The 15,906-nt window shown below is 32.1% G+C and carries 15 protein-coding genes; 6 read left to right on the plus strand and 9 right to left on the minus strand.

Translation table 11 applies throughout. The annotated features are described in order from the left end of the window. The first annotated feature begins 395 nt into the window (after positions 1–395). Positions 396–1,817: an MDR family MFS transporter gene (locus ACF91D_RS04015; protein WP_080750315.1), complete on the plus strand. Its 1,422-nt coding sequence runs from the start codon at positions 396–398 to the stop codon at positions 1,815–1,817. A 166-nt stretch (positions 1,818–1,983) separates the two neighbouring features. Here ACF91D_RS04015 and ACF91D_RS04020 read toward each other — a convergent pair whose 3' ends face one another. Both ACF91D_RS04020 and ACF91D_RS04025 read right to left on the minus strand, forming a co-directional pair. Next, complete coding sequence (locus ACF91D_RS04020; RefSeq protein ID WP_327620955.1) at positions 1,984–3,180, minus strand: amidohydrolase; 1,197 nt, start codon at positions 3,178–3,180, stop codon at positions 1,984–1,986. Positions 3,181–3,369: 189 nt separating this feature from the next. Further along, positions 3,370–4,551, minus strand: coding sequence for an MFS transporter (locus tag ACF91D_RS04025; RefSeq protein ID WP_327620956.1), 1,182 nt, complete (start codon positions 4,549–4,551; stop codon positions 3,370–3,372). 120 nt (positions 4,552–4,671) lie between these two features. Here ACF91D_RS04025 and ACF91D_RS04030 point away from each other — a divergent pair, with 120 nt between their 5' ends. The 3 genes from ACF91D_RS04030 to ACF91D_RS04040 all read left to right on the plus strand — a co-directional run bounded on the left by ACF91D_RS04030 (position 4,672) and on the right by ACF91D_RS04040 (position 6,200). Continuing rightward, on the plus strand, positions 4,672–5,049 hold the full coding sequence (locus ACF91D_RS04030; RefSeq protein WP_039067130.1) for a winged helix-turn-helix transcriptional regulator: 378 nt from the start codon (positions 4,672–4,674) through the stop codon (positions 5,047–5,049). Positions 5,050–5,164: 115 nt separating this feature from the next. Next, positions 5,165–5,590: a MaoC family dehydratase gene (locus ACF91D_RS04035; protein ID WP_327620957.1), complete on the plus strand. Its 426-nt coding sequence runs from the start codon at positions 5,165–5,167 to the stop codon at positions 5,588–5,590. A gap of 250 nt (positions 5,591–5,840) precedes the next feature. Then, on the plus strand, positions 5,841–6,200 hold the full coding sequence (locus tag ACF91D_RS04040; RefSeq protein ID WP_039067133.1) for a DUF1304 domain-containing protein: 360 nt from the start codon (positions 5,841–5,843) through the stop codon (positions 6,198–6,200). 254 nt (positions 6,201–6,454) lie between these two features. Here the strand turns inward: ACF91D_RS04040 and ACF91D_RS04045 are convergent, their stop codons facing one another. From ACF91D_RS04045 to glcP, 3 genes are all read right to left on the minus strand, one after another. Continuing rightward, positions 6,455–8,044, minus strand: coding sequence for an ABC transporter permease (locus ACF91D_RS04045; RefSeq protein ID WP_327620958.1), 1,590 nt, complete (start codon positions 8,042–8,044; stop codon positions 6,455–6,457). 2 nt (positions 8,045–8,046) lie between these two features. Continuing rightward, positions 8,047–8,943: an ABC transporter ATP-binding protein gene (locus ACF91D_RS04050; protein WP_327620974.1), complete on the minus strand. Its 897-nt coding sequence runs from the start codon at positions 8,941–8,943 to the stop codon at positions 8,047–8,049. 110 nt (positions 8,944–9,053) lie between these two features. Continuing rightward, complete coding sequence (gene glcP, locus ACF91D_RS04055) at positions 9,054–10,412, minus strand: glucose transporter GlcP (protein ID WP_327620959.1); 1,359 nt, start codon at positions 10,410–10,412, stop codon at positions 9,054–9,056. Positions 10,413–10,603: 191 nt separating this feature from the next. Between glcP and ACF91D_RS04060 the strand changes: the two genes are divergently transcribed. Further along, entirely contained in the window at positions 10,604–11,389 is a 786-nt protein-coding gene (locus ACF91D_RS04060; RefSeq protein ID WP_039067140.1) for a VLRF1 family aeRF1-type release factor, read from the plus strand. A 146-nt stretch (positions 11,390–11,535) separates the two neighbouring features. Here the strand turns inward: ACF91D_RS04060 and ACF91D_RS04065 are convergent, their stop codons facing one another. Both ACF91D_RS04065 and ACF91D_RS04070 read right to left on the minus strand, forming a co-directional pair. Continuing rightward, complete coding sequence (locus tag ACF91D_RS04065; protein ID WP_039067142.1) at positions 11,536–12,117, minus strand: phosphatase PAP2 family protein; 582 nt, start codon at positions 12,115–12,117, stop codon at positions 11,536–11,538. Further along, entirely contained in the window at positions 12,118–13,299 is a 1,182-nt protein-coding gene (locus ACF91D_RS04070) for an FtsW/RodA/SpoVE family cell cycle protein (protein ID WP_101051393.1), read from the minus strand. 322 nt (positions 13,300–13,621) lie between these two features. Here ACF91D_RS04070 and ACF91D_RS04075 point away from each other — a divergent pair, with 322 nt between their 5' ends. Beyond that, complete coding sequence (locus ACF91D_RS04075; RefSeq protein WP_069792630.1) at positions 13,622–14,230, plus strand: class I SAM-dependent methyltransferase; 609 nt, start codon at positions 13,622–13,624, stop codon at positions 14,228–14,230. 145 nt (positions 14,231–14,375) lie between these two features. Here the strand turns inward: ACF91D_RS04075 and add are convergent, their stop codons facing one another. Both add and ACF91D_RS04085 read right to left on the minus strand, forming a co-directional pair. Continuing rightward, entirely contained in the window at positions 14,376–15,356 is a 981-nt protein-coding gene (gene add, locus ACF91D_RS04080; RefSeq protein ID WP_069792631.1) for an adenosine deaminase, read from the minus strand. 326 nt (positions 15,357–15,682) lie between these two features. Then, entirely contained in the window at positions 15,683–15,883 is a 201-nt protein-coding gene (locus tag ACF91D_RS04085) for a hypothetical protein (protein WP_069792632.1), read from the minus strand. Positions 15,884–15,906 lie beyond the last annotated feature (23 nt).

A 15,906-nucleotide genomic window follows, 5' to 3' on the forward strand; every position in this document is an offset into this window, starting at 1 on the left:
CTATATAAAAAGATACAATTATGACTTTAACTATATCAATACCTTCCTATTATAATATGCTACTAGATATACTTAAAGTATGATTAAAATTACTATGTACTTGATTTATGAAAATCTGACTAATTTAGAAATAACTTTGACATTTAGGATACATCTCATGTAGTATTTCTAGCATACACTTGTAAAATGTTATCGAAATCGAGGTTAGAACATAAATATATGTCGTAACCTCGAAAATGATGTTTATTTCAGCGCATTATATTTATGTTCACTTCCAAAAATTTTACTTTATTTTTCTATATTCATAGGCTTTATTGATGAAATTTATTTTTCACAGTTCAACATTTAGCTTTAACTTGTGCTTAGTGATATAATATAAAACTGTGTAATTTTTAATGAAAGAAGTGATACGATTGAGTTCAAATGATACTTTCCATGTTGAAAAAAGAATCCCTTTATTTATTGTGCTATTGTCTGGGGCTTTTATTACTATTTTGAACCAAACGTTACTTGGTACGGCATTACCGCCAATTATGAAAGATCTCCAAGTAACTGAAAGTACTGTACAATGGTTACAGTCTATATTTATGCTTATAAATGGGATAATGATTCCAGTAACAGCATTTTTAATCGAAAGATATACATCGAGGCAATTATTTTTAACTGCGATGAGCATCTTTGCCGCTGGTACATTACTTTGTGCAGTAGGCATAGACTTTTCAATGCTACTTATCGGGCGTGTCTTACAAGCAGCAGGTGCCGGTATTATGATGCCATTGATGCAAACAATTCTATTTTTAACTTTCCCTAAAGAAAAACGTGGTACCGCAATGGGCCTCTTTGGCCTCGTTATTGCATTCGCACCTGCTATTGGTCCGACTTTATCAGGTGTGTTAGTAGAACATCTATCATGGAGAAGTGTCTTCTATGTTGTATTCCCTATCGCAGTTATTATTATTATTGCTTCAATTTTCTTATTGAAAAATGTAACAGAAACTTCAAATCCAAAATTAGATACACCGTCAGTAATCTTATCTACATTAGGATTTGGTGGACTATTATATAGTTTCAGTTCTGTAGGTGAAGCAGGATGGAGCAGTGTACAATTCATAGCACCACTAATCGTGGGTATTGTTTCATTGATTGTATTCATCCGTCGTCAATTGAAACTAAAAGAACCTATGCTTGAATTTAGAGTGTTTAGTTACAATGTATATACATTAGGTACAGTATTAAGTATGTTTGTGTTCGGCGTGTTAATTGCTACAAATATTATCTTGCCACTATATATGCAGAATATGTTACAGTTCTCTGCGTTAGAATCTGGTCTTGTATTACTGCCAGGAGCAGTAGTTATGGGTCTTATGAACCCACTTACAGGCTATTTATTCGATAAATTCGGTGGAACTTGGTTAGCGCGTATCGGGTTACTCATATTAGTAGTATCTTCCATACCGTTTACTGTGCTAACAGCGCATACTAGTTTTACTTACCTAGCAATATCTAATGCCTTACGTATGATTTCTATCGCAATGGTTATGATGCCTATGACAACGTTAGCCATTAACCAATTACCAAATCATCTCATTGCACATGGTACTGCAATGAACAATACTTTCAGACAAATGGCAGGCGCTATTGGTACAGCATTATTTATCACATTAATGTCTGTATCAGCCAACCCAAGCGATGGCGTTGAGGGTATCATCCATGGTGTAAACGTAACATTCATGGTTGCAACTGGTATTTCAGTAATTGCGTTGATTTTATCAGCTAAACTTTCTGACGATAGTAGACCAGCTCGTAGAACCTTATAAGATCTGATAATTTAAAACATGAATATAAAATGATAAAAAATAACACTTTCGAAAAGTTCATTGCACATTGAACTTTTTGAAAGTGTTTTATTTTGCAAAATAATAAATTGCAACACAATACATAATCAACATAGCTAATTAGTATGCGCTGGACATATTAACTTTATTAAGCTTTAGCAGATAATCTATTAATCGCAATTTCACCTAATGATTTTGCAGATACTAAAAGTGCATTTTCATTAACTTCAAATTTAGGATGATGATTCATATAAGGGTCTTCCATATGTTCTGGCTTACAACCTACAATGAAAAATGTGCCTGGTATTTCTTTTAAATAATAAGCAAAGTCTTCTGAACCTGAAACTGCAGGAATTTCAACTAAATGTTTAAAATAGTCTCCCTGGCTTGTTGATAAAATATCTGTTACCGCTTGTGTTTGAGCAGGATGGTTGTATAAGACTGGATAACCAAACTGATAATCTAAGTCATACGTAATATCGAACCCTACTGCGACACTTTTCGCGACCTTCTCAATTTCTTCATACATAAATTGTTCTAAATCATCATTAAGATAACGCGCAGTACCTTTAATTGTCACTTTATCTTGAATGACATTAGCGCCACCTGGTGCATCAAAAGAACCAACGGTAATAACCCCCATCTCTGAAGGATCAATACGTCTAGATACAATTGTTTGAAGCGTATTTACAAAATTTGTTCCCGCTACTAACGCATCGTGTGTCTTATGTGGGCTTGCAGCATGTCCACCTAAACCTTTAATTGTTAATGTGAACGTTGAGCTTCCAGCAAAAGCATTGCCTGTATTATAACCAATTACTTCTGGGCCAGCGACTGGCACAACATGAATACCGTATACCTCGTCTAAATCACTTAACGCACCTGATGCCATAATTTGCTGTGCGCCGCCTGGAGGCATTTCTTCCGCATGTTGATGAATAATTTTAATTGTGCCTGGTAGTTCATCTTTGATATCAATTAGTGCGTCTGCTAAACCTAGTAAATAAGCAGTATGCGCATCATGACCACAAGCATGCATTACACCTTCGTTCGTTGATTTAAAAGGAACGTCCGCTTCTTCATGTATAGGTAAAGCATCAAAATCTGCACGCAAACCTATCGTATTACCAGGGTATTGCCCTTTGATTTCTACAATAATTGCATTACTCTCAGCAACCGGTTGTGTAACTACAACATCTTTATCCTTATAAAAGGATTTAATGTAATTTGCTGTACCATTTTCTTGAAAAGATAATTCAGGATGTTGGTGCAAATAACGACGATGCTGAATCATTTCAACTTCCTTCTGTTCTAACTTCTCAAATAATTTTTCTTTTACATTCATGAACATTCACTTCTTTCGATTGAATTTTAAAACATATCACTCACTAATAAGTTTAAATTCCAAAGAGTATTAATTCAAATATAAAATAACACTTTATAAAATTTCTAGTTATTTTCCATCAAATTTAGTGAAATTAATTACCAAAACAAACATATTTTCATTTCGTATCTTATTAACTTAGTTTTAATTTTAAGAAGTTTTAAGCTCTGTTGCTGTTTCATTTTTATGAACAATATATATCATAACGCTAGCAATAATCACCATTCCAAAGCCAAAATATGGTGTCATGGTAATACCAAAATGATTTAGTACAAACCCACCAATAACAGATCCTAATGTGATACCAATATTAAATGAAGCAATGTTTAAACTTGAGGCGAAGTTCGTCGTCGCTTTGTTTCTACGTTCAGCAAAAAGTACCACAACCAGTTGTAGTCCTGGAACATTCATAAAAGCAAATAAACCCATAAGCAATATGATTAATGTACCTAATACGTGATGCGTTACGGTTATACCTACAAGTAATAAGACTAGTGCTTGTACCAAAAATATACCTATAAGCACCTTAGTGGGCTGATTATTTGTTAATTTGCCGCCTAGTGTATTCCCTATTGCGACCATCACACCATAGATAACTAATAAAACTACAACGGCGTCATCACTATAATTCAATACATCTGTAAGCATGGTCGTCAAATAAGTATATACAACAAATGTTCCACCATAACCTAATGCTGTAATTAAATAAATCATCATTAAAGCTTTGTTTTTAAATACAGTTAATTGTTCTAATATTGAAACTTGTTCATATTCATTAAGATCTTTAGGCACAGTAAATACATTAACGATTAAACTGATAAAACCAATTAGCGCAATTGTAATAAATGAAGTTTCCCAACCAAATTGTTGCCCAATCCATGTACCTAGAGGCACACCAGTAATAGTTGCAACAGTCAATCCCGTAAACATCATTGCAATAGCGCTTGAACGTTTGTCTGGCGTTACTAAATCACTGGCAATCGCAGTCGCTATAGACATAAACACTCCATGCATTAATGCTGACAGTACACGCATGGCCAACAACATACTTAAAGTTGTAGCAAAAGCAGCGAGTGCATTTGCGATAATAAAGATTAACATAATACCGATGAGTAAATGCTTGCGTTTCATTTTATTAGTTAACGGAGTAAGTAATGGCGCACCAATCGTTACACCTACCGCATATAATGAAACAGTTAAACCAGCTAATGAAATTGTTGTATTAAATGCATCTTTGATTAATGGTAATAAACCAACACTAATAAACTCCGTCATACCAATAGCGAAAGCTGACATCGCTAAAGCTAAAATAGCAAATTTATTTTTCTTCATAATTCATTTTCTCTCCTTAACTATATTGATTGTGTTACTATATATCACACATGTAAGAAGAGGAAGTACGCACTTTAAAGTAATATAGGTACTTTTTAGTACCTATAAGGAGGAAATCATATGACTAAAACATATAATATAGGTGTTGAAGCTACAATTGACGTCATTGGTGGTAAATGGAAGCCTGTCATTCTATGTCACTTACAAAATAATGGCTTAATGCGCACTTCTGCATTAAAACGAGCGATACCAACTATTACTCAAAAAATGTTAACCCAGCAATTACGTGAATTAGAGAAGGATGGGATTATCAATCGTATTGTTTATGATCAAGTTCCACCAAAAGTAGAATATGAACTTTCTGAATATGGTCAAACACTTGGTAATATTTTATCTTCTTTATGTTATTGGGGAGAATATCACGTAGAAAAAATGTATGAACAAGGTGAGCCTGTCACATTGAATCAACAAGACTTTATTAATATCCCAAATGCCTAATCAAACGATTTAAGTTAGATTTCAAGAGATCTAAACAGATTGCCACAGATAATGTTTGAGCGTTTGGCGAACACCTTAATGATGAATTACTATAATAGAGGAGTATTTACAATTTATGAAACTTGATGAATTTGAAATAGACGATGTATTTACTACACCACCTAATAAGATAAGTGAGGAAGATATAATCAACTTTGCCCAAGAATTCGATCCTCAATATATGCATCTGGATAAAGAAAAAGCTACACAAGGTAGATTCAATGGTATTATTGCTTCAGGTATACACACCTTGTCCATTTCGTTCAAATTATGGATTGAAGCAGGTAAATATGGTGAGGACGTAATCGCAGGCACACATATGAATCACATTAAATTTATCAAACCTGTATACCCTGAAGATGAACTTTACACAAAAATTAAAGTATTGAATAAACAGGCCACAAAGCGTGATCAAGGCTTACTCACAGTTTTATTATCGACGTTTAACCAATACGAAGATAAAGTGTTTGAAGGAGAATTGACAGCATTACTGAGACGTTAAAGAGGGGGTTATTAAGCTCGAGGCATTGATCGCTTACTAGCTATATACTTAGCTACTACAGATTAAAAAAGCTAAAAATAATAATGTCATCTTTTATTTAAATATGATCTATTTAAGACTATGCGTTACTCAAAAATATTTACTCTATTTAAATATAAAAATCAATCATAATTTATATTTATTTTTCACTGCTATTTCTATATAATCATAAAGATAAAAAAATTACTTATTTTCTAAAGGAGATATTTATATGAATATCATATCAATTATTTTAGTTTTATTAGTTGCCGCAGAGTTTTTCTATATCCTGGCCTTACAGACTTTTGCTACAACTTCTGACAAAACGAGCAATTTATTTAAAATGACTAAACAAGCTCTACAACAAGATAATTTAAAAACACTTATGAAAAACCAAGGTGTTTACAATGGCCTTTTAGGCGTATTCTTACTATATGCTTTGTTCTTTTCAAACAATGCCAAAGAGTTAATTGCTTGTATATTAGTGTACATGATTATCGTTGCGGTATATGGCGCCGTAACCAGTCAAAAATCTATTTTATTAAAACAAGGCGGCTTACCAATCCTAGCCTTAATTTCATTATTATTCTAATGTCTAGCATCCATGAACATATCGTTACAACATGTAGCTAAAAATAATAAAAAATACAATCCGAAATCAACAGCAAGACATGTTAAATTGGTTCACACAATACAAAAACTAACATCATAATCCTTGAAACTTCTCAATTCAACTTGCTTCAAATAAACTAGAAGACAAATAAAGGCGAGTATATAACACCAATAATTAATGTTGATGTCATATATTCGCCTTTTAATTTTTTACTGATTATTTACAACTGAGCACTATAAATCTCGTTGCTTAAAACCGATAATGCCTATGATACACATCATTATTGCAATAATAGTTAATATCACCAATGGTAATAATTTAAAGTCATCTACCGGTATATTTGGAATATGATTAAACGGTGTAATATCTTTCATCCATGCTTTTACATTTAATAAAACGCCTAAGTAATTTACTACAAAGGTGTAAGCTAAATAAAGATATACTACGTTTGTAAACTTAATACCCCAACCAATAACCAAAGTACCAAGTCCTACAAAAACCAATATTGCTGGGATAAAGACCATTGCTGATTGCATAATCGTTCCAAAATCAATTGCGTTTTCTAACGCATAAACTTGACCTACATATAAACCTAGAGCAGCTAAAAAAATCATAACTATAGCGTTAATAATACTTAAAATCAAGAAACTAGATAAAAAATTGATTCGTGATACTGTGTTTGCTAATACAAGCATCGCATAACCCATATCAATACTCTTTTTAATTTTAAACAGTGACATCAATGATGGTATTGTACTGATTAAGCTCATAACTAGCATCAATTGTGGCAAAAATTGTTCAACATAATTATTACCTTTATCGGAAAGCATTGATTGTAATAATGGATTGTCTTTGAAAAAATTATCTAAATCGCCAAAGATAGACCCATAGGAAAGTCCGAGTACGAATAATCCGATAGCAAAATAGCAAAAACCCGCTTTTTGTAATTTTATTTGTAAGACTAGTGGCGATTTCATGTACCACGTTGCACGCTTTCTACTTGGTAATTGTGGTAGCATCTTAGCATTTATATCTCTAATATGATTTAATGCTAATGCGATAACATACATTAAAACAGTCACAACGAGCATGGTAATAATTGGCCACCAGTTATTTTCTGAAAAAGCATAGACTCTAGATAACCACCCCATAGGTGAGTACATTGATATTTGTTCATTCGCTATATCACCAAAAGCCCTAACTAAATACATCAATAACAAAATGGCAATACTCATACCCGCCGTTTCTCCACCCGATGATACAAGTTGTGCGATAACCATCGTTAACGCACTAAACATTAAACCGAAGACACCCATACTAAAGCCATAAACTAAGGCACCTGAAAAATCTATAGAATTGGTATTTAAACATGTAAGTCCTACCACAAATAAGATAGCTAACAGACCATTGCTAAATATACTCATAAATAAATGACTAATTAATGGTGCATGTTTCCCTATTGGTAATGCTTTTAAAATTTCTGTCCTACCATCCGCTTCATCCCCACGTGTATCTCTAGCTACAATGAGAATATTCATAATAGCTACCATAATGCCCGTAAACAAAGTCATTTCATGCGCAAACAATACACCAATATTAACATCGTTGAAATCTCCTGGCCCTAGCATAACTTCCATTGCAGGGTTCTTCGACATTTCTATTATTGGTCCCATCTTCGATTCATTAGGATACATGCTTTCAAAAGCTGGTGGGATAAGTAATGTTAAAATAGTTAAAAGTGTAAGCCATAGAAAAACTTTGAATTTATTACGCTTTAAATAAAAATAAAAAAGTTTCGGCGTTTGGAATAATAATGCCCCCACAATTATTCCTCCTCTTCACTATGGTTATCATAATGACGTTTGAATAATGCTTCTAAAGTTGGTGGCATAGATTCCAATTTCTTAACATCGTATTTCCCTAAGTATTTAATTACATCTGATACACAATTTGCATCTACTTCAAAGCGATATGTTGAATACGCTTGCTGAATGTTATGAACACCATGCACTTGTAATAAATTTTCTAATTTTTGTTGTGACTCGACGATAAACTGCATGCGTGTTAAATGCCTCATTTCTTCTAATGTTCCCGTCTCCACAACCTCACCATTGCGAATAATACCCACGCGATCACACAATTTTTCTACCTCACTTAAAATATGACTAGAAAGCAATACACTTTTGTTGTTCCTTTTAACAGCTCTTACACATTCTTGGAATATGTCTTCCATAAGTGGATCTAGACCTGAAGTAGGCTCATCTAATATATACAAACTTGCATCTATACTAAAAGCAGTAATCAAGGCTACTTTTTGACGATTGCCCGTTGAATAAGCGCTACATTTTTTGGTAATGTCTAACTCGAAACGTTTAATCAAATCCTTTTTCTTTTCATGGTTAGCATTAGGATGTAAATGTAAAAAGAAATCTATAATTTCACCACCAGTCAAGTTTGGCCACAGATTAACATCTCCTGGTACAAATGCAATATCTTTGTGAACCTCAACAGCTTCAGCCATTGCATCTTTCCCAAACACTTCAATTAAGCCTTGTGTTGGTTTCAACAAGCCTAATATAGACTTGATCGTAGTAGATTTCCCTGCACCATTTGGACCGATAAAGCCGTAAATCTCCCCTGCGTTTAATTCCATATTCACACCATTTAACGCATAGAAATCACCAAATTTTTTTGTTAAATTCTCAATTTTTAGAATAACCATCGTATCACCCATTTTTATCAATTTTCTATTCATCAAATTAAATCTGTTTGAAAGTGATTATTTTATAAAAGTATGGCTTATAACTACGAATAATTGTGTATATGTTTATTCTAACCATTGTATTTTATTGTTTCGTTTCCAGATGTCCGCTCTCTTAAATCATATTCAATTTCTTCTAAACTCCGTCCTCGCGTTTCTGGCAAGTATTTTATTACAAAGTACATCGCAAATACACCAATAACTGCAAAAATCAAGAATACCCATTCTGTACTTAGTGCGTTATTTAACACTGGAAATAATTGCGCAACAAGTAATGTACCGAAATTTAATACAAGCGTTGCTAAACCAGTAGCTGCACCACGCGCACGCATCGGGAACATTTCTGGCAACATAACCCAAAGTATTGGCCCCCAAGTTAAACCAAAGAATACAATAAATAGTGATAAGCACACGATAATAATACCTGCTGATGATGCGATACCAATCGTCCATATTAAAACCGCCATAACAAGTAACGAAATCACCATTCCAATATTCCCTGTTATCAATAATTTCTTACGATCAACTTTATCAGCTATAAATACGGCTATAATTGTTACAAGTACATTAATCGTCCCAATTCCTACCGTTCCTAAAATAGATGTTGCTTCACCTAACCCTGCTTTACTAAAAATAGTGGGTGCATAAAATATAATCGCATTAATACCTATGATTTGTTGGAATAATGCAAAAATACATCCAATTATTAATGTTGGCCTTAACCAAGGAGATTTTAAAATAGTCCAAGTTGATTCTGAAATTGCTGATAGTTCTTTCATCTCTTTAATTTCTGTATTAATTTCATTATTATCATTAAATGTAATGCTCATAACATTTCTTGCTGCTTTTTCATTTCTATGTTCCAATAACCACCTTGGACTTTCAGGCATAAATGCTATACCAACTAATAAGATTACAGACGGAACAACTGCTAAACCTAACATCCAACGCCATCCTTCTATATCTGCAAAAGCATAATTTACAAGATATGCTGCTAATATACCAATTGTAATCATTAATTGATTCAATGAACCAAGCGAACCACGATAAGCCGTTGGAGCCATTTCTGATAAGTATACAGGTACTGTTGCCATCGAACCACCGACAGCTAGACCAATAATAAGGCGTCCAAAGACAAGAGTTGGCATGTTTTGTGCAACCGCTAATATTAATGACCCAATAATATAAATGATGGCAATAATTAATACCAAACGTCTTCTTCCAATTCTATCTGATAAAGGTCCGCTACTACCAGAACCAATAATCGCACCTATAAGCATGGATGAAACTACAAGCCCTTCTGTGAAACTATTTAATGGAATATCATCATTTATAAAGAGCAATGCGCCTGAAATCACACCATTATCATAACCGTATAACAATCCGCCAAGTGCCCCTAAAATAAATATCAAACTCTTATTTGCTTTCAATTTTTATCAACCCCTTTAAAATTATGTTTATTATATTCTTAATATGTAAGCGTTACAAATATTTCCTGATTATTATATTTATAAATTCTATTTTTAAAACGGCTATTATTAGCTTATATAATATCAATAGGTTTAAAACTTATAATTTAGGAAATTAAATAATATATTATGATTTTAAGAGGTGAAGTGTAATGCTTTTAAAAGAAGAAATTAATAACTTAGAAAAATATGATGGTAACGCAGAAAATCAAAAAGTATTTTCAATTTATTTAAATACACATCCTGATCAAGGTACAAAATGGAAAATTGAATTAAAAAATGCGCTAAAAGATTTAGCTTATAGAACTAAACACAGTGATGATCATGAGGAAAAAAACCAAGCAAAAGAAATCATTAAAAAGGTTGAAACAGAAATTCATAATGTAGAACCTGAGTTAAAAAGAGGCCTTATCCTATTTTTAACTGCAGATGAATCATTATTATTTAAAAAATTAACTCATATTTCCTTAGATACTGAGTTTAATTGGGGGGATCAACCTAAATTAGACCAATTGAAATCATTACAAGGAAACTATCCTTATACCGGTATATTAGTTTTACAACAAGACAAAGCACGTTTAATTGAAACAGAAATAGGCACCATCATTAACGAAAAAGACTTTATTTTAGATATAGATACAGATGATTGGCGTGAACATCAAGGCCCACAAGGTGACGACTTTACACAAGGCGGCTCAAAAAGAGATGAGTTTAAAGAAAGGGTCAAAGCAAACCAAGAACGTTGGCTCAAGAATTTAGCTTCTACTGTAGAAATAAATGCTAAAAGAAATGGATGGAAACAAATTTATTTAGCAGGAGAGAAAGAAGAAATAGAAAAACTACGCACTTTATTTAACAGAGATATTGATAAAGTGGTTACTAGTAATATCTTAAATTTAAATGCTACTGAAATTATAAATAAAGTTAATGAAGAATAATAAAAAATGGGGGCAATATAAGAAATCAAAGTGTTAAAATGATTTTTTATATTTGCCCCCATTATGTTCATAATACTTTTTTAATTTAGTTAATCACTATATGATGTGCTGAAGTTTTAAAGGTTTAAACTTTAAAACTTCATTTCTCAATTATTTGCTTTTATAGCTTTAGGTTCTCTACCGATATATATTGATTGAAGCATAATATATAGGACAAGCAAGCTTCCTAATGTATCTGTAAAATAGTGCGCTTGTAGATATATTCTAGAAACCATAATAGAAATAACTAATAATACACTGATTACCGATAAAACTTTGCTGCTTTTTAATAATAAGATGAGACTCACTAATAAACAAACGCTTAAAACATGCATACTTGGAAAACTATAACCATCTATATCTATACTCGGTCTTGGGCGTTGAATAACATACTTTAGAAATGTCCCTATCGCAAATACACTAAAACACCAAAAACCATACCACCAAAATTTAACCCTATTATAGAAAAACAACACAAGTAATATTAATAGCACCATAACCAAACAATTGAAAGGAGAAAATATCGCAGAAATGAAAGACAAATAATGAACTAGTATATCGGCTGTTATCAATTCATGTAACCAGTGATAAACAAAAGCGTCTAAACCATTCGTTAAACCTGTATGTATACATAAAACTAAGAGCATAAAACATATGCTGACTAAAATCATATTCAAATAATTTTTCATTTAATAGCCTTTCCTTTCTTTTTTAATATTTCGAGCTACTGCAAGCAGTGCACCAAACGCAATACTTATACTTAACATCGATGAACCACCATAACTTAATAACGGTAATGTGACGCCTGTTAACGGGATAATTCCTGATACACCCGCAAGGTTGATAAATACTTGCATAAATAAATAACTTACAACACCTACACAAATTAACTTATAAAATTGATTTGTTGTTTTATTCGCATATATTAGTCCTTTAAATAAAATAACTCCATAAACCATTAATGTGCATAATACACCGATTAAACCCAATTCTTCTGCTATTACAGTGAATATAAAATCCGTATGTGGTTCTGGTAAGTATCCTAATTTTGCAATACCATTACCTAATCCTTTACCAGTTAAACCACCATTTCCTATAGAAGTTAGCGCCCCAGTTAATTGGTAACCATCTCCACTTTCATATTTAAATGGATCTAACATAACCTTGATTCTTTTTAATCTATATAAATTTTTTGAATCAAATATTAGTGTATAAATAATATAAAATACTATTGGAACCGTCGTAATCATCATAATTTGAAGTTTAATTTTATTTTTTATATCTGAGTAGATAAGTATAGAAGCAATTATAGCCACTGTAAGCAGTGTGCCACCTAGGTCCCCTTGCATCAACACAAGTAGTAAACCAATACCTAGTACACCTAACGGAGGAATCATGTGTTTTAAATAATAATCTTGAGAACTCGAAATACGTCTGTTAATTATGTATGATAGATAAAAAATTGAAGCTAACTTTAAAAATTCCGAAGATTGTAAGCTGAACAATCCTAAGTTAATCCAGTTTCTCGAACCGTTAATTTCTTTCCCAATCAATACTGTAATGAGTAGTAAACATAAAGTACCTATAATTATAAGTTTTTGTATGTTGCTTTTTTTTAACACATTAATATTGATAAAAGCGCCGATAAAAATAATGACTAAAAATCCAATTACTACAAAGAGAAATTGCCTTTTCATAAAATGATTACTCTCAATGGGTACGCCACCTGTAAGAGAACCTTTAGAAGCTGGCACCATACTCGCACTGTAGACCATTATTACGCCTAAAATGCCCAGTAACAAAAAACTTATAATTAAAATATAATCTAATTCCTTAATGTGTTTACGTATGTAAGTTAAAAATCGTTTCATGTCTGCACCTCATTATGACTGTCAGAATATAGTAAAACACAAATTTAATATCACCTCAATCATACTTTAGGCTTATCTAATTTGAATTACTAATATTTGAATCTTTAATTTCTATTCATTTATTATATATTTATCTATAATTGATATATTTACACATAAAAGCATCTCACCGATGCTCTTTTAAAAAGTCTTTATACACTAAATAAAAAAATTGAGAAATATGAAATACTATGCTAAAATCAATTAAAGACTTAAAGTATCTATAATAACCTTATAAGTAGAAAGTATCTTCAAATCTACTTATAAATGAAGGAGCTTTTATTTGAACAAAGATCGTTTTGACCAAATTGCACAAAAATACGATGGACCAGAAAGAATACACCTCGCTCACATTATTACCCAAGCAATAACACAACAACTTAAAGATACAAACTATCAAACTCTGTTAGATTATGGTGGCGGAACAGGTCTTATAACTTTAAATATTGCAGATTATTTCGAAGCAGTTACGCTCATGGACGCTTCCCCACAAATGGTAGATATTTTTGAACATAAGCTATCAGCTTCAAACCAAAGTTCTATTAAAACATTGGTAGGCGACGTACTTTTAGACGAAACAATACTCAATCACAAAAATTATGATGTTATTGTGCTCTCTTTAGTCTTACTGCACAGTGGTAACTATCAATTATTATTACAAAAGCTTTTTAATCATCTCAATAGCGGAGGTATGATAATACTTGTTGATTTTGATAAAAACGAAAATATTTATCATCCTAAAGTGTATAATGGCTTTAAACATACAGATATCATGAATGTCTTTAATGAATTAGGTCTAATAAGCCCACAGATTAATACTTTTTATAGTGGTGAAAAAATATTTATGAAGCAAGATGCAAGCTTATTTATAGCTACAGGCGTCAAACCATAGAATTTTATATTAACAAAAAGAAATCCCGAGACATAAATTAATGTCACGGGTTTTTAATTATCTAGAGAATAGATGACGGTTGTCCTTGACTCTGAAATCAGTAGTATCAAATAAATTCATAATTGTTTAAGTGTTTGTCATATATTTAAAAATGGAATTTTGCTTTTAGTGACAATTTTTCTATATCTGATAAAAAAGTATAGTTAATCGCGCGTTGATTAATGTATTCAATTTGTTCAAACGTAATCATTTTATTATTCACTAATAATTCATACTCTTCATTCAAGGAAGTTTGAGTAACCGTTCTATTATCAGTATTTATAAGAAATGGAATATCTTGTTCTAACAAATAAGGAATGTTTAATTCTTTTAAATCTGCAATCGCTTTTGTCTGAATATTACTTTTAGGACACATCTCTAATAATACATCCTGTGATTTTACAAACTGTAAGGCTTCTTCTTCTTGATTGATAGCCACGCCATGTCCAATGCGCTTTGCCCCTAATTTGATAGACTCTACCACGTTTTGCATACAACCACATTCACCTGCATGCAACGTGAGGTTGAAGCCTTGATCTAAGGCATATTGAATAGGCGAGGCTATATCATTAGGTGGGAAAGCTGCCTCAGGACCAGCGAAATCAATACCACTGATGACTTTACTATCGTATTTTTGAATAAAATCGAAAAGTGCTTTATTGACTTCGGATGCATGCTGTCGCATTGCACAAACTAATAAGTTAACTTGGATATCCAACGTGTTAATAGCTTCTTTCACACCTAATTCAACTGCTTCTAACACTTCAGTTAATGTTAACCCTAAGTCCATATGAAATCGTGGTGCGAACCTAATTTCAATATATTTCACATTATCCCGTTTCGCCTGTTGCGCAACATCGACAACTGCTCTTGTTAAAGCATCATGTGTCTGTAAAACTTTTAATATTTCATCAAAACATTGCAAATATTCATCTAAACTCTCACAATTACTACTCACAAATAGATGCTCTTCGTTTAAATCGATGCCTTGCTCCATCGCTAATTGTCTAATCAACTCAACACTAGTAGAACCATCTAGATGGCAATGTAATTCAACTTTTGGGATATCCTGTATAGTTTTATTCATATATGCCTTACCTGCCTTACCTCTCAAATGTCACCATTAATTTTTAATACGGAAACAAAAAGATTTTTTAAAAATTTTATCTATACACTATATCACGACGTTAAACACAATACTATAAACGCATATAATAAAAGGGGATTTATTTTGAATAAAATCACACAATATAACATGTATTCTAATTTATGTCATTACATTACTAAACAGCATAATTCAAAATAAAAATACTGCCAACAAGCCTTCAGACTCAGTCGACAGTATTGTAATTGTGTAAAAACAAATAAATTAAAGCAATTTTTATATGTATAACATATAAAGCGTTAGCATTACTACACGCCCCCTAAGTAGCCTATAGTAACTAATGAAATGCCTAAACCTAAAAAGCATATACAAAGTAAGATGACGATGATTTTCAATTCAATCATGAAATATTTTCTACTTTGTCCCTTATTAACAAGCAACACACCTATAACAATAACTATAATAAAGATTATAATTAAAGTATATGCAATAATATTTAATATGGCCATCCCATCTTCCCCTTTTACAGTTA

The sequence above is a fragment of the Staphylococcus sp. 231237_7MaSpsaltlick genome (assembly GCF_043107035.1).